Source organism: Aeromonas sp. R5-3 (assembly GCF_040908225.1).
Classification (GTDB): domain Bacteria; phylum Pseudomonadota; class Gammaproteobacteria; order Enterobacterales; family Aeromonadaceae; genus Aeromonas; species Aeromonas dhakensis.
Map to the genome: position 1 here is coordinate 24,578 of NZ_JBFODH010000020.1, position 18,952 is coordinate 43,529.

At 61.1% G+C, this 18,952-nt stretch carries 16 protein-coding genes; 6 read left to right on the forward strand and 10 right to left on the reverse strand.

Annotated elements, in window-relative coordinates; genetic code table 11:
- Positions 1–9: 9 nt before the first annotated feature.
- Together mnmG and mioC are read right to left on the reverse strand one after the other, a co-directional pair.
- On the reverse strand, positions 10–1,899 hold the full coding sequence (mnmG, locus tag AB5Y95_RS11435) for a tRNA uridine-5-carboxymethylaminomethyl(34) synthesis enzyme MnmG (RefSeq protein WP_368161082.1): 1,890 nt from the start codon (positions 1,897–1,899) through the stop codon (positions 10–12).
- A 509-nt stretch (positions 1,900–2,408) separates the two neighbouring features.
- Complete coding sequence (gene mioC / locus AB5Y95_RS11440; protein ID WP_368161084.1) at positions 2,409–2,858, reverse strand: FMN-binding protein MioC; 450 nt, start codon at positions 2,856–2,858, stop codon at positions 2,409–2,411.
- Positions 2,859–3,241: 383 nt separating this feature from the next.
- On the opposite strand from mioC, the gene AB5Y95_RS11445 reads away from it, so the two are divergent.
- The 5 genes from AB5Y95_RS11445 to fhuB all read left to right on the forward strand — a co-directional run bounded on the left by AB5Y95_RS11445 (position 3,242) and on the right by fhuB (position 10,823).
- The gene (locus AB5Y95_RS11445) at positions 3,242–5,374 is read left to right on the forward strand and encodes a TonB-dependent siderophore receptor (RefSeq protein WP_368161086.1); all 2,133 of its coding nucleotides are present in this window, start codon (positions 3,242–3,244) and stop codon (positions 5,372–5,374) included.
- Between the two features lie 79 nt (positions 5,375–5,453).
- Entirely contained in the window at positions 5,454–7,112 is a 1,659-nt protein-coding gene (locus tag AB5Y95_RS11450; protein ID WP_368161088.1) for a multidrug ABC transporter permease/ATP-binding protein, read from the forward strand.
- A gap of 22 nt (positions 7,113–7,134) precedes the next feature.
- Positions 7,135–7,899: an ATP-binding cassette domain-containing protein gene (locus AB5Y95_RS11455; protein WP_368161090.1), complete on the forward strand. Its 765-nt coding sequence runs from the start codon at positions 7,135–7,137 to the stop codon at positions 7,897–7,899.
- Between the two features lie 18 nt (positions 7,900–7,917).
- A complete protein-coding gene (locus AB5Y95_RS11460) occupies positions 7,918–8,841 on the forward strand; it encodes an ABC transporter substrate-binding protein (RefSeq protein WP_368161092.1) in 924 nt (307 codons plus the stop codon).
- Positions 8,841–10,823 carry a Fe(3+)-hydroxamate ABC transporter permease FhuB gene (fhuB, locus tag AB5Y95_RS11465; RefSeq protein ID WP_368161094.1) on the forward strand — a complete coding sequence of 661 codons (1,983 nt, stop codon included), beginning with the start codon at positions 8,841–8,843 and terminating at the stop codon, positions 10,821–10,823. The genes AB5Y95_RS11460 and fhuB overlap by 1 nt, the downstream gene beginning before the upstream one ends.
- A gap of 70 nt (positions 10,824–10,893) precedes the next feature.
- On the opposite strand, the gene mnmE is transcribed toward fhuB, so the two are convergent.
- The 8 genes from mnmE to AB5Y95_RS11505 all read right to left on the reverse strand — a co-directional run bounded on the left by mnmE (position 10,894) and on the right by AB5Y95_RS11505 (position 17,244).
- The gene (gene mnmE / locus AB5Y95_RS11470) at positions 10,894–12,255 is read right to left on the reverse strand and encodes a tRNA uridine-5-carboxymethylaminomethyl(34) synthesis GTPase MnmE (protein WP_017787843.1); all 1,362 of its coding nucleotides are present in this window, start codon (positions 12,253–12,255) and stop codon (positions 10,894–10,896) included.
- 109 nt (positions 12,256–12,364) lie between these two features.
- Positions 12,365–14,011: a membrane protein insertase YidC gene (yidC, locus tag AB5Y95_RS11475; protein WP_021463924.1), complete on the reverse strand. Its 1,647-nt coding sequence runs from the start codon at positions 14,009–14,011 to the stop codon at positions 12,365–12,367.
- Positions 14,012–14,016: 5 nt separating this feature from the next.
- Positions 14,017–14,265: a membrane protein insertion efficiency factor YidD gene (gene yidD / locus AB5Y95_RS11480; RefSeq protein ID WP_010635605.1), complete on the reverse strand. Its 249-nt coding sequence runs from the start codon at positions 14,263–14,265 to the stop codon at positions 14,017–14,019.
- A complete protein-coding gene (gene rnpA / locus AB5Y95_RS11485; RefSeq protein ID WP_005307159.1) occupies positions 14,232–14,591 on the reverse strand; it encodes a ribonuclease P protein component in 360 nt (119 codons plus the stop codon). The genes yidD and rnpA overlap by 34 nt, the downstream gene beginning before the upstream one ends.
- On the reverse strand, positions 14,591–14,725 hold the full coding sequence (gene rpmH / locus AB5Y95_RS11490) for a 50S ribosomal protein L34 (protein WP_005307156.1): 135 nt from the start codon (positions 14,723–14,725) through the stop codon (positions 14,591–14,593). Before rpmH ends, rnpA begins: the two co-directional genes overlap by 1 nt.
- A 269-nt stretch (positions 14,726–14,994) precedes the next feature.
- Positions 14,995–15,729, reverse strand: a complete 735-nt coding sequence (locus AB5Y95_RS11495; protein ID WP_005307149.1) for an amino acid ABC transporter ATP-binding protein — start codon at positions 15,727–15,729, stop codon at positions 14,995–14,997.
- A gap of 87 nt (positions 15,730–15,816) precedes the next feature.
- Positions 15,817–16,485, reverse strand: a complete 669-nt coding sequence (locus tag AB5Y95_RS11500) for an amino acid ABC transporter permease (protein ID WP_368161097.1) — start codon at positions 16,483–16,485, stop codon at positions 15,817–15,819.
- A complete protein-coding gene (locus AB5Y95_RS11505) occupies positions 16,486–17,244 on the reverse strand; it encodes an amino acid ABC transporter substrate-binding protein (RefSeq protein WP_005307144.1) in 759 nt (252 codons plus the stop codon). It abuts the gene before it with no gap.
- A gap of 313 nt (positions 17,245–17,557) precedes the next feature.
- Between AB5Y95_RS11505 and dnaA the strand changes: the two genes are divergently transcribed.
- Entirely contained in the window at positions 17,558–18,928 is a 1,371-nt protein-coding gene (gene dnaA, locus AB5Y95_RS11510) for a chromosomal replication initiator protein DnaA (RefSeq protein WP_005307141.1), read from the forward strand.
- The last annotated feature ends 24 nt before the right edge of the window (positions 18,929–18,952 follow it).

The following is an 18,952-nucleotide window of genomic DNA, read 5'->3' on the forward strand; positions in this document are numbered from 1 at the left end:
GTAGGATCCTCAGGCGGTTTTACGCAGCAGGCCGTGTTTTTTCAGATGAACCAGCAGGATGGAGATGGCCGCCGGGGTGATGCCGGAGATGCGGGACGCCTGACCTATGGTCTGCGGCTTGGCATCGTTGAGCTTGGCGATCACCTCGTTGGAGAGGCCGTTGACGTCGCGGTAGTTCATGTCCAGCGGCAGCAGGGTGTTCTCGTTGCGCAGCTGCTTCTCCACCTCGTCGTGCTGGCGTTCGATGTAGCCGGCGTACTTGATCTGGATCTCCACCTGATCGGCGGCGGCCGAATCGCTCAGCGCAGGCCCGACCCCCTCGATGGCCATCAGCGCATCGTAGGTCACCTCGGGGCGACGCAGCAGCTCTTCCAGGCTCTGCTCGCGGGTCAGCGGGGTGTTGACCAGGGCGTTGACCGCCTCCAGCGACGGATGTTGTGGGTGGATCCAGGTCGAGCGCATGCGCTGACGCTCCTGCTCCACCTGTTCCATCTTGGCGTTGAACTTGCTCCAGCGCTCGTCATCCACCAGGCCCAGCTCGCGGCCGATGGCGGTCAGGCGCAGATCGGCGTTGTCTTCCCGCAGCAGCAGGCGATATTCGGCACGGCTGGTGAACATGCGGTAGGGTTCGCGGGTTCCCAGGGTGGAGAGATCGTCCATCATCACGCCGATGTAAGCCTGATCCCGGCGCGGATGCCAGGGATCCTTGCCCTGCGCACGCAGGGCGGCGTTCAGACCGGCCAGCAGGCCTTGGGCTGCCGCCTCTTCATAGCCGGTAGTGCCGTTGATCTGGCCGGCGAAGAACAGGTTGCCGATGCACTTGCTCTCCATGTTGGCCTTGAGATCCCGCGGATCGAAGAAATCGTACTCGATGGCATAACCCGGGCGGGTGATATGCGCATTCTCGAAGCCGCGCACGGAGCGGACGATCTGCACCTGCACGTCGAACGGCAGGCTGGTGGAGATCCCGTTCGGGTAGAGTTCGTGGGTGGTCAGGCCTTCCGGCTCGACGAAAATCTGGTGCGCCGTCTTGTCGGCAAAACGGGTGATCTTGTCCTCGATAGACGGGCAGTAGCGCGGGCCAATCCCCTCGATCACCCCGGCGTACATGGGGCTGCGATCCAGGTTGTTGCGGATCACCTCGTGGGTGCGCTCGTTGGTATGAGTAACGTAGCAGGGCACCTGACGCGGATGCTGGCTGGCATCGCCGATGAAGGAGAAGACCGGACGCGGATCGTCACCGTGCTGGGCCTGCATCACCGAGAAATCGACGCTGCGGGCATCGATGCGGGGCGGCGTACCTGTCTTGAGGCGATCAATGCGCAGCGGCAGTTCCCGCAGGCGCTGGGCGAGGGCGATCGAGGGAGGATCCCCGGCGCGGCCCCCCTTGTAGTTTTCCATGCCGATGTGGATCAGGCCGTTCAGGAAGGTACCCACGGTCAGCACGACCGTCTTGCCGCTGATGCGGATCCCGCTCTGGGTGACCACGCCGGCAACCCGATCCCCGTCCATGATGAGATCGTCACAGGCCTGCTGGAAGATCTTCAGGTTGGGGTAGTTCTCCAGCATCTGGCGCACGACCGCCTTGTAAAGCAGACGATCCGCCTGGGCGCGAGTGGCGCGAACTGCAGGGCCCTTGGAGGAGTTGAGGGTACGGAACTGGATCCCGCCAAGATCGATGGCACACGCCATGATCCCGCCGAGAGCGTCAACTTCCTTGACCAGGTGTCCCTTGCCGATCCCGCCGATCGCCGGGTTGCAGGACATATGTCCCAGCGTATCGATATTGTGGGTCAGCAACAGGGTATTGAGGCCCATCCGGGCTGCCGCTGTTGCCGCTTCGGTTCCTGCATGACCGCCACCGACGACGATCACATCAAATTGTTCATGGTATTGCATTGGGGATCACCTTGATCTGCACGCCTGAAGATCTTTGTTTGCCTGTGCTCGAGGGCGGAACATTCTATCTGTTTAGCGTCCTGAGGGGAACGTCTACTTAACGTTCAGTATGGAGGGAGGATCCACTAAATAGATCTTAAGGATCTTTAGATCGATCTTTTATTGGATCTTTTATTAGGATCCGCCGCTTCTGTTGATAAGCACTTTTTGATCATAAAGATCATCGTCTTAAGAGCGATCTCTGGTTGTGGAAAAGCTTGGATCCTGGCCCCGTGAACTGGGGGATAACAAGGGTTTTTATACACAGACACCCTTTGGTTTAGATTTCATACATGGATAACTATAGGTTTTACAGAGTTTCACACAGGAGTTATTCACAATTTCTCGGAGCATTCTAGGGGAACCCTTGGGACAACTTCTCCGGATCCACCTGTTAATAACCTGGTGGATAGCGATCTGGGGATAAGCGGGGAGATCGAGCCGTTCATGCCGGATCTCCCGCTCCCGGTTCAGGCGATCAGAGCCAACCAGTTCCGGATCCAGATTTCGGCCGCATCTTCCGGGATCTCGTGCCGGGTCACGTCGATGTCGAGACGATCCCCAATCCGGCTGGCGCCGCACTCGGCCAGCAGTCGATCCAGCGTCTTGCCACCCTGGCAGAAGGTGTCATAACTGCTGTCTCCCAGCGCGATCATCCCGTATTTCCAGCCATCAAGATCCGGACGCTGCTCGGCAAGATCCTTGGCGAAAGGCTGCAGATTGTCGGGCACATCGCCGGCTCCGTGGGTGGAGGTGACCACCAGCACTATGGCCTCCGGCTCGGCAAGCACCCTGGCCAGGCTGGCAGGGTTGTGGATCTCGGTTTGGTGGCCCGCTTGTTCCAGCAGGCCAGCGACGTGGTCCGCGACATATTCAGAGGCGCCCAGCATGGAGCCGACGACGAGATTGAGTTTGGCCATGGAATGGATCCTGATTTCAGACGAAGCAAGAGAAAGCCGGATTCTACCGCCAAAGGGTGTGGATAAATATGGATAAAGCTTGGGGATAATGGATCCTCGCTGCTTTTGTACGGAAAAAAGGGATCCACGCCCGCCGATCCAGCCCAGTCTTGCGATCGTGTCGAAAAGGGGCCGTTTCCTCCTCTTGTGTGTTCTCCGCTCGGCTCCTGATACTTCAAGTAACAATGCGGATGCAAATGATTAGCAATTATTGAATCGATTCGATCATGGCTCCTGTAGTAGCATGTCGCTGCTTTATTCGCCTGAGGAACCGGGCTACCGGCATGACCGGCTACCAATAATAAGAAATCAGAAACAACTCATTGATATTTGAGACACTTACTATGATTGCGCAAAAAAACACTCCCATCGCAGCGATGCGAAAGAGAGGGGCACAGCAACTGCTGCCGCTCTCCTGCCTGTTGGCCAGCCTGCCCGTGCTGGCGGCCGAACAACCGAAAGAACTGCCCAAAGCCAGCGAGACCATGGTGGTCACCGGCACCGCCATGAAGGTGGAAGTGCCCATGGCCGAGACGCCTCGCGCCGTCTCCGTGGTCAACCGCGAGGAGCTGGATCAGCGTGCCGTGCAGCAGCTTGACGAGTCCCTGCGCTACCGCTCCGGCGTGCTCACCGGTCTCTATGGCTCCGACAACAATACCGACTGGTTCAAGGTGCGCGGCTTCGATGTCGCCTCCTATCTGGATGGCAGCCGTTTGCTCAGGATGAATGGTTATTACGTCTGGACGCCGGAGCCGTTCGGCCTGGAGAGCGTGGAAGTGCTGAAAGGCCCGGCCTCCATTCTGTATGGCGAGGCGCCTCCCGGCGGCGTGATCAATGCCATCAGCAAGCGGCCGACCGCCACCCCGCAGGGGTTGCTGGATCTGCAGCTGGGCAGCCGGGATCACCGCCAGATCGGGGTGGATGTCTCCGATGCGCTCTCCGACAACAGCCGCTATCGCATGGTTGCTCTTTATAAGGAGCGTGACGGCGTGCTGGACGGCACTTACAACGATCGCGTCTATCTGGCGCCGAGTGTGACCTTCGATCTCTCGGATCGCACCAGCCTGACCCTGCTGGCCAGCTTCCTGCACGACGAAGGGGTGCCGACCAACGGCTTCTTCCCGGTTTACGGCACCCTCAATACCAGCGGTGGCCAGATAGATCCCAGTACCAACCTGAGCCAGCCGGATTACGATCGCAACCGCAACACCCAGCTCTCCACCGGTTACGAGCTGACCCACCAGCTCAACCAGACCTGGGAGTTCAAGCAGAATGTCCGCTTCAACTACAACGATCTGCTGCTGCGCCAGACCTATATATATCCTTGGGCTGCTTGGCCTGCGACACCCGATGAAAATATGCCGGTTCGTGGCCGTGGCATGATCTATCGGGATGGCAACACCAAGAGCGCCACCATGGACAACCAGGTGGTGGGCTACTGGAACACCGACAGCACAGAACAGACCCTGCTGCTGGGGGTGGATCTGCAGCGCCATGTCAACGAGGGGATGGAAGCTGATCAGTGGATGGGAACCATAAATACCCAGCACCCGGATTACAGCGGCTTCCCCGGTTTTGATGAGTCCACCGCCACCCACCAGAAGAGTACCAAGGGTCAGAGCGGCCTCTATGCCCAGCACCAGATCCGCTGGGACGATCGCTGGTTGCTGACCGGCGGCGGTCGCTTCGACTACGTGGAGACCCACAACATCAGCGAAGCCAAGGGCAAGAACGAGAAGCAGTATGATCACGAGCTCTCCCTCTCCGGCAGCCTGATGTACCTGGCCGACAACGGTCTCTCTCCTTATGTTGCCTATGCCGAGTCGTTCGAGGTGCTGCCGGGTATCGACCCCAACACCAGTGAATCCTACAAGCCGCTCAAGGGCACCCTGTACGAGACCGGCGTCAAGTACGCGCCGAGCTTCCTCGATGGTTACATCAACCTGGCCCTGTTCGATCTGGAGCAGACCAACTCGCTGGTCTCCACCGGTTCCGGCCAGCAGACCCAGGCCGGCGAAGTGACCTCCCGGGGGGTTGAGCTGGAAGGGAGCGTGCAGGCCACCGAGGCGCTGCGCCTCACCGCTGCCTACACCTATACCGATGCCAAGACCAACGACACCGGCAATGGCGATCGCCGTGCCAGCCTGATCCCGCGCCACCAGGCCTCCTTCTGGGGCAACTACAAGGTGCAGCAGGGTCCGGTCTCCGGTCTCGAGCTGGGTAGCGGCGTGCGCTACGTCGGCTCCAGCGTCGGCATCGGCGCCGTGAATGCGGACTACACCCCCGTCTACGGCTCGGCCCAGGTGCCGGCCCATACCGTGTGGGATGCGATGCTCGGGTATGACTTTGCCAAGAACTGGCGGGCTCAGCTCAACGTCAACAACCTGCTGGGTGATACCTACGTGGCCAGCTGCGACTACTACTGCTACTACGGCGAGCCGCGCAGCGTAGTGGGCAGCATCAACTACCGCTGGTAATCGGAGTGGGGCGGGAACCGGGTTCCCGCCCTTCTTTTCATCTGCAGTTGCTCTGATCTCTCTGGAATACCGGTCCGTTATGGAACTCTTGTCTCTGGTTTATCGCCAATATCGTTGGCCCTTCATCGCCATTACCCTGCTCAGCCTGCTCAGTGCCGTCAGCGGGATTGGTGTCATTGCCTTTATCAATCAGTCTCTTGTCGAATCCGTCGGCGATCCGCTGCCGGTGCTCGGCCAGCTGATCGGCCTCATTTTATTGCTGCTGGTGATCACGCTCGGCTCTCAGCTGGCGCTGACCACCCTCGGCCATCATTTCGTCTACCGGCTGCGCGGCCGCCTGCTCAAGCAGTTGCTGGATACCGATGTCGCCCGCCTGCGCCAGATTGGCCAGGGGCCGCTGTTGGCCTCCCTCTCCAGCGACATCGGCCAGATCACCATCGCCTTCGTGCGCCTGCCCGAGCTGGTGCAGGGTCTGGTGCTCACCCTGGGGTCGGCTCTCTACCTTGGCTGGCTGTCGCCGGCCCTGCTCGGCGTCACTACGCTCTGGGTCACCTTCACCATGGTGGTGGGCTGGCTGCTGGTGAACCGGGTCTATCGCCATCTCTCCCACATGCGTCAGGCCGAGGATCGGCTCTATCAGAACTATCAGGCCATCATCGCTGGCAGCAAGGAGCTGGCGCTCAACCGCGAGCGGGCCCACTTCGTCTACCACCAGCTTTATCAGCAGAATGCGCAGGACTATCGGGAGCAGATCATTCGCGCCGACACCTATCACCTGAGCGCGGTGAACTGGTCGAATATCATGATGCTGGGGGCCATCGGCCTGGTCTTCTTCCTGGCCAACGGGCTGGGCTGGGCCGACACCCAGGTGGCCGCCACCTTCGCGCTGACCCTGCTGTTCTTGCGTACCCCCTTGTTGCAGGGCATTGGCGCGCTGCCGACCCTGCTCTCGGCCCAGGTGGCGTTCGACAAGATAGCGGCCCTCAATCTGGCCGCGCCGGACGCCGACTTCCCGCTGCCGTCCGCACCCCGCGCCTGGCAGCGCATCGAGCTGGAGCAGGTGAGCTTTCACTATCAGGGGGAGGGTGGTTTCGCAGTGGGTCCCATCAACCTAGTGATCGAGCGGGGGGAGCAAATCTTCATCATAGGTGGCAACGGCTCCGGCAAGTCGACCCTGGCCATGCTGCTGACCGGACTCTATCAGCCGGTAGCGGGCCGGATCCTGCTGGATGGGGAGACGGTCACCGATCGCAACGCCTATCTGGCGCTGTTCTCCGCCATCTTCACCGACTATCACCTGTTCCAGCACCTGCTGGGGCCGGAACCCAAGGATGAGCTGGTGGCCGAGTGGCTGGAGCGGCTGCAGATGGGCAGCAAGCTCGCCATCGAAGATGGCTTCATCGCCGATATCGACCTCTCCCAGGGGCAGCGCAAGCGGGTCGCCCTGCTGCTGGCGCTGGCCGAGCAGCGCGAGGTGATGCTGTTCGACGAGTGGGCTGCGGATCAGGATCCCCAGTTCCGCCGCATCTTCTATCAGCTGCTGCTGCCGCGCCTCAAGGAGATGGGCAAGACGGTGATCGCCATCAGCCACGACGATCTCTACTTCTCCCAGGCCGACCGGCTGCTGGAGATGCGCCAGGGCCGGCTCAGCGAGCTGACCGGCGAGCGGCGCGAGCAGGTGAGCCGCGATGCGGTCGCCCATCTGGATTGTGACTTGAATGCAGAGGTGCCGGTTTGAACCCGGCCAACAGGAACCGCTTATGTTTGAGATGAAATCAGCCAGCTTCGTGGTCAATGACCGCACGCTGCTGCACCCCACCGATCTCTGTTTCGAGCAGGGCAAGGTCTATGGCCTCATCGGCCACAACGGTTCGGGTAAATCCACCTTGCTCAAGCTGCTGGCACGCCAGCAGCCGCTCAGTGACGGCGAGATCCGGTTCGATGACAAGCCGCTGCCGGCGTGGGGCGCGCGCGACTTCGCCCGTCAGGTGGCCTATCTGCCCCAGCATCTGCCGAGCGCCGAAAACCTGCTCGGGCGGGAGCTGGTGGAGATGGGCCGCTACCCCTGGCGCGGCCTGCTGGGTCGGATGGGGGCGGAGGATCACCGCCAGGTCGAACGTGCCATCGCGCTGACCCATACCGAACACTTCGCCGACCGGCTGGTGGACACGCTGTCCGGTGGCGAGCGGGGGCGGGTGTGGCTGGCCATGCTGCTGGCCCAGGAGAGCCGTTTCATCCTGCTGGACGAGCCGCTGGCCGCGCTGGACGTAGCTCATCAGGTGGAGGTGCTCACGCTGGTCAAGCAGTTGAGCCGTCAGCTCAAGCTCGGGGTCATCATCGTCATTCACGACATAAACATGGCCTCCCGCTTCTGCGATCGGTTGGTGGCGCTGCACTCCGGCCGCCTGCTGACCCACGGCGAACCCGAACAGATCATGACCGGCGAGACCCTGCACGCCATCTATGGCATCCCGATGGAGGTCATTCGCCACCCGGCCCATGACCACGCCATCGCCATCGTTTAGACAAGGCTTGTTATCTCGATGCTTTTATTCAAGAAAGTTGGTTGGTTCTGCTGCCTCTTGGCTCCGCTCATGTTGCAGGCCGAGCCAGTGGTGCCTGCCGCTGCAGACCTCCCTCGAGCCGATGCTGTGAAGTCGGTACCCCGTATCGCCACCGTCGACTGGACCATAGCGGAAACCCTGCTGGCGCTCGGGGTGACGCCGCTGGCGGTGGGGGATGTCGGTTCCTACCGCGCCTGGGTCGGCGAGCCGCTGCTGCCGGCCGCCGTGGTGGACATCGGCCAGCGCGCCCAGCCCAACCGCGAGCTGCTGGCGGAGCTCAAACCCGATCGCATCCTTATCTCGCCGCTGGCGGCCCCGCTGGCGCCGACCCTCTCCCGCATCGCGCCGGTGCAATCCATCGCGCTCTACGAGCCGGATGCCGATCTGTGGCAGCGATTGCACGAGGCGACCCTGACCATAGCCGCGCTGGTGGACAAAACCGCCGAGGCCGAGCAACTGCTGGCCAGGCTGGACCAGGATCTGGCGCAGATGCGGGCGGCGTTGCCTGCAGAGCTGCCGCCCCTCTTGGTGGTGCAGTTCATCGATGAGCGCCATGTGCGGGTATTTGGCCGCCACAGCCTGTTCGAGGCGGTGATGCAGCGGCTCGGCCTGCGCAATGGCTGGCAGGGGGAAACCAATGCCTGGGGCTTTGCCGTGGCCAGTCTGGAGCAGTTGATGGCGCTGCCGCAGGCGCGGCTGGTGGTGGTCGATCCGATCCCGGTCGGGGTGAGTGAGCGGCTGCAGGAGCCCGGTCTGTGGCAGCAGCAGCCACAGGTGAGGGCGGCGGCCGTGCTGCATCTGCCCGCGGTGTGGAGTTTTGGCGGCGTGCTGGCGGCGCGTCGCTTTGCCGTGCAGCTGAGTACTGCGCTGCAGCGGGATGGGCAAAGCGGGGAGGGGCTGTGATGAACCAGATTTTTCCATCGCCGCTGCGACTGTCTGTCAGCCTGTTGCTGGGATTGACGCTGGCGCTCGCCGGTTGGGAGCTGGCCGATCAATTGCCGGTGGCGCGTTGGCTGGCGACCCTGTTATCGCCAGATCTGACCGATGCCAGCCAGGCGGTAGTCCACTTCAGCTGGCTGCCGCGCCTTGCCGTCTGCCTGCTGGCCGGCGCCGCCCTCGGGCTGGCCGGCACCCTGATGCAGCAGGTGTTGCGCAACCCGCTGGCCTCGCCCACCACCCTGGGGGTAGCCTCCGGCGCCCAGCTGGCGCTGATGATGGTGACCCTGTTTGCTCCCTCCTGGCTGCTGCTGGGGCGGGAGTGGATCGCCATGGCCGGCGGCAGTCTCGCCATGGGGCTGGTGTTTGCCCTGGCCTGGCGTCGCCAGCTCAATCCGGTGGTCATCGTCTTTGCCGGGCTGGTGATCAACCTCTATCTGGCGGCCATCAGCATGGGGCTCCTGCTGTTCTTTCAGGAGGAGCTGAAAGGCTTGCTGGTGTGGGGCAGTGGCTCGCTGGTGCAGAACAGCTGGAGCGGGGTGAGTTACCTGCTGCCCCGTCTGCTGCTGGCTGGCGTGCTGGCCGCGGTGCTGGTGCGCCCGCTGGCGGTGCTGGAGCTGGATGATGCCAGTGCCCGCAGTCTGGGGGTCTCTCTTCAACACCTGCGTTTCGCCGGACTGGGGCTGGCGGTGTTCGTCACTGCCTGCGTGGTGAGCGTGGTGGGACTGATCGGCTTCATCGGGTTGGCGGCGCCCGCCCTGGTGCGCTTGCTGGGGGTGAGAAAACTGGCCCTGCGACTGCTGTGGGCCCCGCTATTGGGCGCTCTGCTGCTGGCGGCCACCGATCTGTTGCTGCAATCCTTGAGCCGCAGCGGCTCTGTACTCATTCCGACCGGCGCCATGACGGCCCTGTTGGGAGCTCCGCTGTTGTTGTGGCTGATCCCGCGCCTGGGTATCAAGTCGGGCACACCAAAGGCGAATGCCGCCCTGCTGGTGGCCCGCCACCCGGCACCGGCTCGCCTTGTCGGCCTGATGTTGATGGGGCTGGTATTGGCGGTGATGGCCTCCCTGCTGTTTGGACAGGGGATTGACGGCTGGCACTGGCCTAGCTGGCTGCGCTGGCAGGCCCAGCTGGAGTGGCGGCTGCCGCGCACCCTGGCGGCCGGTGCGGCGGGCATGCTGCTGGCGCTGGCGGGCACCCTGCTGCAACGGGTCAGCAGCAACCCCATGGCGAGTCCCGAGCTGCTGGGGGTGAGTGGTGGCACCTTCATGGGGGTGATTGCCACGGCGCTGCTGCTACCCGCCCTGCCTCTGCCCATGATGCTGGCCGGCGGCCTGTTAGGTGCCTTCGGTTGTCTGCTGCTGTTGCTGCTGGTCAATCGCAGCCACGGCTTCCAGCCGGAGCGGCTGCTGCTCTCCGGCATCGCCATCACGGCGCTGTTCGAGCCGCTACAGGCCATCGCGCTGGCCAACGGTGACCTGCGGGTGCAGCAACTGCTCTCCTGGATGTCCGGCTCCACCTATTACGTCACCCTGCCGCTTGCCGGCGGGTTGGTCGTGCTGGCACTGACGCTGCTGGCAGCCTGCCTGCTGCTCAGCCGCTGGCTCGATCTGCTGCCGATGGGGCCGGCGGTGGCCGCCGCGCTCGGCATTCGGCTCAACCGGGCCCAGCTCGCCATCCTGCTGCTGGTGGCCGTGCTCACCGCCAGCGCGACCCTGGTGGTGGGGCCGCTCTCCTTCGTCGGCCTGCTGGCACCGCACATGGCCAAGCTGATGGGGCTGGTGCGGGCACGCTGGCATCTACTCGGTGCCGCCGTCTCCGGCGCCCTGCTGATGGTGTCGGCGGACTGGATCGGCCAGCAGATCCTGTTCCCGCAGGAGCTGCCGGTGGGGCTGGTCTCCACCTTGTTAGGGGGCGCTTACTTCATGTGGTGTCTGCGCCGCCTCTAGGTTGATGGATGAAAAATGCACAAAAAAAGCCCGGGATGAACCCGGGCTTTTTATTGCCTGCCGTACGGCGTTATTTGCCGATGCAGAAGCTGGAGAAGATGCGGCCCAGCAGATCGTCGGAGCTGAACTCGCCGGTGATCTCACTGAGTGACTCCTGCGCGAGGCGCAGCTCTTCGGCCACCAGCTCGCCGGCCACGAACACCTCCAGCTGCTCCTTGGCTACCAGCAGCCGCTCGGCGGCACGCTCCAGAGCGTCCAGGTGGCGGCGGCGGGCCATGAAGCCCCCCTCGGTGTTGCCCTGGAAGCCCATGCAGGCTTTCAGATGCTCGCGCAGGGCGGGCAGTCCCAGCTCGGTCTTGGCGGAGATGCGGTAGACCGCGTGGCCCAGCTCCTGACTCGGCGCCAGATCTTCGCCGGTCAGGTCCGCCTTGTTGCGAATGACGGTGAGGCCGATCTTTTTTGGCAACCGATCAACAAATTCCGGCCAGATCTCCCGCGGGTCGACCGCAGCCGTGGTGGTGCCATCCACCATGAACAGCACCCGATCGGCCTGCTCAATCTCGGCCCATGCACGCTCGATGCCGATCTGCTCCACCTTGTCCTGGGTGTCGCGCAGGCCGGCGGTGTCGATGATGTGCAGCGGCATGCCATCCAGATGGATGTGCTCGCGCAGCACGTCGCGGGTGGTACCGGCGATCTCGGTGACGATGGCGGACTCGCGCCCCGCCAGAGCGTTGAGCAGGCTCGATTTGCCGGCGTTGGGGCGACCGGCGATCACCACCTTCATCCCTTCCCGCAGCAGGGCGCCCTGCTTGGCCTCGCCGCGCACCGCATCCAGTTCGTCCATGATGGCGTAGAGATCGCCAGCCACCTTGCCGTCGGAGAGAAAATCGATCTCCTCGTCCGGGAAGTCGATGGCGGCTTCCACATAGATACGCAGCCGGGTGAGACTCTCCACCAGCTGCTGGATCTTGCCGGAGAACTGCCCCTGCAGGGAGTGCATGGCACTGCGGGCCGCCTGCTCGCTGGAAGCCTCGATGAGGTCGGCGATGGCCTCGGCCTGGGCCAGATCCAGTTTGTCGTTCATGAAGGCGCGCTCGCTGAACTCGCCGGGGCGGGCTGGGCGTAGCCCTTTTATCTGCAGGATGCGGCGCACCAGCATGTCCATGATCACCGGGCCGCCGTGGCCCTGCAGCTCCAGCACGTCTTCGCCGGTGAAGCTGTTGGGGGCCTTGAACAGCAGGGCAATACCCTGATCCAGCGGCTGGCCTTGCTCATCCCTGAACGGCAGATATTCGGCGTAACGCACCCGGGGGAGTTTGCCGAGCACTATCTCGGCGACCTGTTCGGCGGCGGGGCCGGAGACGCGGACTATGCCGACGCCGCCCCGGCCGGGGGCGGTGGCCTGGGCCACGATGGTATCTGTAGTCATCTTGCTTGGCTCATTTGTTCGCTGATGGTTCACAGCAGTGGGGTCATTGTAATAAAAAAGGCGGCCCGAAGGCCGCCTCTTTTGTCATCCATCTTGCCATCGGGAGCGATTAGCTGCGGGTATGCAGGCCTTTCTTCTCCAGCTGACGATAGATGATGGTCTGCTGGGTAATGGAGATGACGTTGCTCACCAGCCAGTACAGGGTCAGACCTGCCGGGAACCAGAGGAACATGAAAGTGAAGATGATCGGCATGAACTGCATCACTTTCTGCTGCATCGGGTCGGTAATGGTGGTCGGGCTCATCTTCTGCAGATACCACATGGAGGCACCCATGAGGATCGGCAGCACGAAGAAGGGGTCCTTCACCGACAGGTCGGTGATCCACAGGGCGAACGGCGCGTGGCGCAGCTCGACGGACTCCATCAGTGCCCAGTAGAGGGCGATGAAGATCGGCATCTGTACCAGGATCGGCAGACAGCCACCCAGCGGGTTGACCTTCTCCTTCTTGTACAGCTCCATCATGCCCTGAGACATCTTCTGGCGATCGTCGCCGAAGCGCTCGCGCAGGGCGGCCAGCTTGGGCTGCAGCATGCGCATCTTGGCCATGGAGGTGTACTGGGCCTTGGTCAGCGGGAACATGACGCCACGCACCAGCAGGGTCAGCATGATGATGGCCAGACCCCAGTTCTGGACGAAGCCGTGGAACACGGTCAGCAGCCAGTGCAGCGGTTGGGCGATGAACCAGAGCCAGCCGTAGTCGACGGTCAGGTCGAGGTGGTTGGCTACCTTGGCCATCTGATCCTGCAGCTTGGGACCGACCCACAGCTTGCTGGTCACTTCGGCCTGCTGGCCGGCAGCGATGTCAACCAGCGGTGCCTTGTAGCCGATGATGGCCTGGTCTTTGCCAGGGATCACACGGCTGTAGAAGCTGTTGGTGTCGTCGGCATTCGGTGCCCAGGCGGAGACGAAGTAGTGTTGCAGCATGGCGACCCAACCACCCTTGGTGGTCTTGTTCAGGTCGGCATCCTTCATCTCGTCGAAGGTGTACTTCTTGTAGCGGGTATCTTCGCTGGAGAAGGCACCACCGCGGTAGGCGCTGGCCACCATGGCGTGACCCTGCTGGTCTTTCGGCGTGGCCACGGTCTGCTTCAGCTGACCGTAGAACTGCACCTGAACCGGCTCGGCAGACTTGTTGTCGATCTTGTAGTCGACGCCGACTGCGTAGTCACCACGCTTGAGGACGAACTCCTTGGTGAAGACCACGCCCTTGCTGTCGGTCCAGGTCATCGGGACGACGACTTGATCCTGACCGTCGGCCAGCTGGTAGCTGGTCTGGGTGGCTTCATAGGTGGGACGACCCTGGGGCTGGCTGTCCGGGCCATTGCGACCAACCAGACCGCTCTGGGCAACATAGAGGTGCTCAGGCTGACTGGTCAGCAGTACGAACGGTTGATCCTTGCCTTCTTCCAGCTTGTGGGCCAGCAGTTCGGCAGAGACGATGTCACCACCCTGGGTATCCAGGGTCAGCTTGAGCACGTCGGAGGTGACGGTGATCAGCTTGCGTGCGGTGTTCGCGTTGGCTTGCTCGGAAACCTGAGGAATATCACCGGTCTGACCGGCTTCAGGTACGAAATGTTCGGTTTGGGCCACGGTAGTCGGGGCCGGCTTCGGAGCCTTGTCGGACTCCCACTGTTGCCAGAGCAAAAAGCTCACGAACAGCAAACCGATCAGGATGAGATTGCGTTGTGATTCCATAGTCTTCAGTTTCTTCGCTTTGGTTGCGGAACCGGGTCATAACCACCCTCGGATAAGGGATGGCATTTTAATAGACGTTTGCTGGCTAACCAAACGCCTTTTATGAAACCGTGAAGTCGGATTGCTTCTATCGCAAATTGGGAACAAGTCGGGGTGAAACGGCAGCGCGGCCCGAGCAGAGGGCTAATGATTAGCTGATACAGGCGTATCAGTTTGACAGCTACCCATTGCAACGGCGTGACAGAGTGCGCCATAGCTTTTCCAGTAACTTGAACAGTTCCTCGTTATCCATCTCCTTCACACCGGCCTTGGCGATTACGACGATGTCGATAGCGGGCAGATTGGCTTGATTGAGGCGGAAACTTTCCCGAACCACCCGTTTTACACGGTTGCGCCAGACGGCACGCTTGAGTGCTTTTTTGGGCACGGCGAGACCAAGGCGAGGGTGTTCGAGCGAATTGGGAGAGGCGAGAAGTGTAATCTGCGGAGAAGCGGCCCGGACAGGCTCGGCGAAAACGCGTTTGAAGTGTTCGGGAGTTAACAGACGTAACTCCCGAGAAAAGGCGTGCTGGGTAGGCATTAGACTACCAGGCGGGCACGACCCTTGGCACGACGAGCGGCCAGAACTTTACGACCGTTGGCAGTTGCCATGCGGGCGCGGAAACCGTGAGAGCGCTTGCGCTTCAGGTTGGACGGTTGAAAAGTACGTTTCATGATTCGATTCCGTATTTCTGTACAGTTTTGATTGTCACACTTAGCCGACGCGCCAGCTATAGCGTGTGACGACTAGCAAAAGAGGCCGAATTCTAAACAGAGTTCGGCTTTTAGTCAATCCGCCGTTCCCTCCCATCCTGCCCCGACCTCGAAAAGGTCTTGGACGAACGTGAGGATCCGAAGGATCAAGGGCTCCGGATTATACTGGCAACCCGGGGTTTAACAAGGATCCTCCAATAAAAAAGGCGGCAATGCCGCCAAAGAGAGAGCTATTTAAGCACTTTACGCAGGAACTCCCGGGTGCGGGGATCCTGCGGATCGACCAATATCTGATCCGGCGGGCCCTGTTCCACGATCCGGCCTCCCTCCATGAAGATCACCCGATCGGCAACATCTCGAGCAAATTCAATCTCATGGGTCACCACCACCATGGTCTGGTGCTGGCGGGCCAGCTCCTTCATCAGGCCCAGTACTTCGTCAACCCATTCGGGATCGAGGGCCGAGGTGGGCTCGTCAAACAGGATTACCTTGGAATGAGCCGCCATGGCCCGGCCGATGCCGACCCGTTGCTGCTGACCGCCCGACAATGAGGCCGGATAGGCGTCCTGCTTGTCGGCAAGACCTATGTCCTTGAGGATGCCGAGGGCGGTGGCACGGGCCTCCGCCTTCGGCTGTTTCCAGACGGTGATCAGCCCCTCGGCGATGTTGTCCAGCGCCGTCTTGTTGGCAAACAGGGCATAGTTCTGGAACACGAAGGAGGCGCGCTTGCGCAGCTCGATGGCCTGCTGTTCGCTGGCCTTGGCCAGGTTGAGCTGCAGATCGTCAATGGCGAGGGTGCCCGTGTCGGGAGTCTCCAGCAGGTTGAGGCAGCGCAGCAGGGTCGACTTGCCGGTGCCGGAGGGGCCGATGATGACGACGATTTCCCCCTTTTTCACCTCCAGATCGATGCTGTTTAGCACCTGATTGCCGTCATATGCTTTGGAGAGGCCGGTTAGCTTGATCATGATGGCCCTCCTTTAAACAGGCGCAGAGTTAAAACGGACTTCCGGCGTGCATTGCAAGCGGGTCGGTTGCGTTGTCATGGCAAACCCCTAATAGGCACGGTTGAGCCGCACTTCCAGCAGATGCTGCAGGCGGGTAAAGAAGATGACTACCACCCAGTAGACCAGGGCCACCGCCATGAAGCTCTCGAAGAACTTGAAGGAGGAGGAGGCTTCCATCTGCGCCTTGCCCATGATCTCGGCCACCCCCAGGGTGAAGGCCAGCGAGGTGCTCTTGATCATGTCGATGAAGTAGTTCATCAGGGACGGCGTGGCGATGCGGGCCGCCTGCGGCAGTATGATCCGCTGCATTGCCTGGTAACGGCTCATGCCGATGCTGAGGGCGGCTTCCATCTGGCTCTTGTGGATGCCAATGATGGAGGCACGAATCGACTCGGCCATGTAGGCGGCAAAGTGCAGGGTCAAACCGACGATGGCGGCGGTGAAGGCATCCATTCCCACGAAGATGGGGAACAACTGCGGCAGCCCGTAGTAGAGCAGGAACAGCTGGACGAGCAGCGGTGTACCCCGAAAGAACGAGATATAGAGCATCGCCAGCCAGTGGATCACGGGAATGCGAAAGACCCGTACTATCGCCAGGGCCAGCGACAGTACGAGTGCCAATGCGAATCCCCACAGGGCCATTTCCATCGTGGTGCCCAGATACTTGAGCAGGATGGGAAACAGCCCCAGCGTGTATTCGAGATCAAATTCCATCATTTATTTGTCGGTGATGTCGGAAGCGAACCATTTTTCAGAGATCTGACGCAGGGAACCATCCTTGCGCATGGCGGTGAGGGCGTCATCGACCTTCTTCAGCAGCGCCTGCTTTTCAGGGGTCTTCAGGAAGGGCAGGGCGTTCTCGATGGTCTCGAACGGTGCGCCAGCCTGTTGCAGCGGCAGCTTGGACTCTTTAATCAGCTGGGCGGTGGAGACGCGGTCCATCACGAAGGCGTCGATGCGGCCCAGGGCAACGTCCTGCTCGAAGGCGGAGTCATAGGTGCGGATGTCGATCTTCTTGTTCGGGTCGTTCTTGCGCAGCAGCTCTTCGAAGTTGGAGCCCAGGTTCACCGCGACCTTCTTGCCTTCCAGATCCTTGATGCCGTGAATGGTGCTGTTGCCCTTGCGCACCACAATCTGGGCGCCGTCATAGACGTAGGGCTGGGAGAAGGCGTACTTGGCCTTGCGCTCGTCGGTGATGGTGATCTGGTTGGAGATGGTGTCGACGCGGCCGGTTTCCAGCATGCCGAACAGGCCGGAGAAGCTGGCGGTCACGAACTCGACCTTGTAGCCGGTGCGCTCGCCGATCTGGTTCCACATGTCCACTTCAAAACCCTGCAGCTTGTCCTGTTTGACGAAGGTGAACGGGAAGTACTTGCCGGACATGCCGACCTTGATGGTTTCCTGGGCGATGGCTTGACCGGACAGGGCGGCCAGCAGAATGGCGGCGCCGGAGACCAGCTTGATGGATGACGTCATGGTGATTCCTCTCTCTCTGTAGTTCTGTATTTTTAGTTGTAAACGCTGGGGTTGCGCTGATGTTATTGGAATAAAACCTAAAGAATAAATGATATTTGGTTATATAAAATAACCGCTTCAGGTCTGGATCTTTGGTGCATCGGTAACGGGATCGGGCTGTGGGTAACTTTGGGGATGAAATCAGATCCACGGCTGCTGGATCCTTGAAAGTCAAGGATCTTATTTGCTGGATCCGCGAGGTCGCGGCTAGAGATCCAGCCGCTAAAAACGTAGAATAGCCGGTCTTTAGTTAATCAATCGACGGGAGTTTAGAGTGACTGCTTCGCTATGGCAGCAGTGCCTTAACCGGCTGCAAGATGAGTTGCCCTCGGCAGAATTCAGCATGTGGATCCGGCCGCTTCAAGCGGAGTTGAGTGACAATACTCTGACCCTGTATGCACCGAATCGTTTCGTTCTGGACTGGGTTCGAGACAAGTATCTCATCCGGGTGAACGGCATCATCAATGAGCTCTGCGGGGTCGATGGCCCCACCCTGCGTTTTGACATCGGCAATCGTCCCCATCCCGTCGCGGTGGCCAGGGCGCCGGCGCGGGGTGCGGATCCTGTGAATAACTCGCAGAAGAGCTGGGAAAGCAAGGCCGAGGCCAAGCCCGAACCGAACCACAAGAGCAACACCAACGTGAACTATACCTTCGAGAATTTCGTCGAGGGTAAGTCCAACCAGTTGGCCCGTGCGGCTGCCCGTCAGGTTGCCGACAATCCGGGTGGGGCCTACAACCCGTTGTTCCTCTATGGCGGCACCGGTCTGGGCAAGACCCACCTGCTGCATGCCGTCGGCAACGCCATCAAGGAGCGCAAGCAGGACGCCAAAGTCATCTACATGCACTCCGAGCGGTTTGTGCAGGACATGGTGAAGGCGCTGCAGAATAACGCCATTGAAGAGTTCAAGCGTTATTACCGTAGCGTCGATGCCCTGCTCATCGATGACATCCAGTTCTTTGCCAACAAGGAGCGCTCCCAGGAGGAGTTCTTCCACACCTTCAATGCCCTGCTCGAAGGCAACCAGCAGATCATCCTGACTTCGGATCGCTATCCGAAGGAGATCAACGGGGTGGAAGATCGTCTCAAGTCCCGCTTCGGCTGGGGCCTGACCGTGGCGATCGAGCCGCCTGAGCTGGAGACGCGTGTCGCCATCCTGATGCGCAAGGCGGACGAGAACCAGATCCACCTGCCGGACGAAGTGGCCTTCTTCATCGCCAAGCGACTGCGCTCCAACGTGCGCGAGCTGGAAGGTGCCCTCAACCGGGTGATCGCCAATGCCAACTTCACCGGTCGCGCCATCAACATCGACTTCGTGCGCGAAGCGCTGCGCGATTTGCTGGCGTTGCAGGAGAAGCTGGTCACCATCGACAATATTCAGAAGACGGTGGCGGAGTACTACAAGATCAAGCTGGCGGATCTGCTCTCCAAGCGCCGTTCCCGCTCCGTTGCCCGTCCACGCCAGCTGGCGATGGCACTGGCCAAGGAGCTGACCAACCATAGCTTGCCGGAGATAGGTGATGCCTTTGGTGGTCGTGACCACACTACCGTGCTTCATGCCTGCCGCAAGATCGAGCAGCTGAAGGAAGAGAGTCACGACATCAAGGAAGACTATTCCAACCTGATCCGTACCCTTTCTTCCTGATGACGGAACTGAGTGCACAGATGC

Coding starts and splice junctions, on each gene's coding strand:
- mnmE (WP_017787843.1), bottom strand. CDS start 12,255: ATGACTACAGATACCATCGTGGCCCAGGCCACCGCCCCCGGCCGGGGC.
- mnmG (WP_368161082.1), bottom strand. CDS start 1,899: ATGCAATACCATGAACAATTTGATGTGATCGTCGTCGGTGGCGGTCAT.
- AB5Y95_RS11500 (WP_368161097.1), bottom strand. CDS start 16,485: ATGATGGAATTTGATCTCGAATACACGCTGGGGCTGTTTCCCATCCTG.
- AB5Y95_RS11505 (WP_005307144.1), bottom strand. CDS start 17,244: ATGACGTCATCCATCAAGCTGGTCTCCGGCGCCGCCATTCTGCTGGCC.
- AB5Y95_RS11495 (WP_005307149.1), bottom strand. CDS start 15,729: ATGATCAAGCTAACCGGCCTCTCCAAAGCATATGACGGCAATCAGGTG.
- fhuB (WP_368161094.1), top strand. CDS start 8,841: ATGAACCAGATTTTTCCATCGCCGCTGCGACTGTCTGTCAGCCTGTTG.
- AB5Y95_RS11460 (WP_368161092.1), top strand. CDS start 7,918: ATGCTTTTATTCAAGAAAGTTGGTTGGTTCTGCTGCCTCTTGGCTCCG.
- mioC (WP_368161084.1), bottom strand. CDS start 2,858: ATGGCCAAACTCAATCTCGTCGTCGGCTCCATGCTGGGCGCCTCTGAA.
- rnpA (WP_005307159.1), bottom strand. CDS start 14,591: ATGCCTACCCAGCACGCCTTTTCTCGGGAGTTACGTCTGTTAACTCCC.
- rpmH (WP_005307156.1), bottom strand. CDS start 14,725: ATGAAACGTACTTTTCAACCGTCCAACCTGAAGCGCAAGCGCTCTCAC.
- AB5Y95_RS11455 (WP_368161090.1), top strand. CDS start 7,135: ATGTTTGAGATGAAATCAGCCAGCTTCGTGGTCAATGACCGCACGCTG.
- yidC (WP_021463924.1), bottom strand. CDS start 14,011: ATGGAATCACAACGCAATCTCATCCTGATCGGTTTGCTGTTCGTGAGC.
- AB5Y95_RS11445 (WP_368161086.1), top strand. CDS start 3,242: ATGATTGCGCAAAAAAACACTCCCATCGCAGCGATGCGAAAGAGAGGG.
- yidD (WP_010635605.1), bottom strand. CDS start 14,265: ATGGCGCACTCTGTCACGCCGTTGCAATGGGTAGCTGTCAAACTGATA.
- AB5Y95_RS11450 (WP_368161088.1), top strand. CDS start 5,454: ATGGAACTCTTGTCTCTGGTTTATCGCCAATATCGTTGGCCCTTCATC.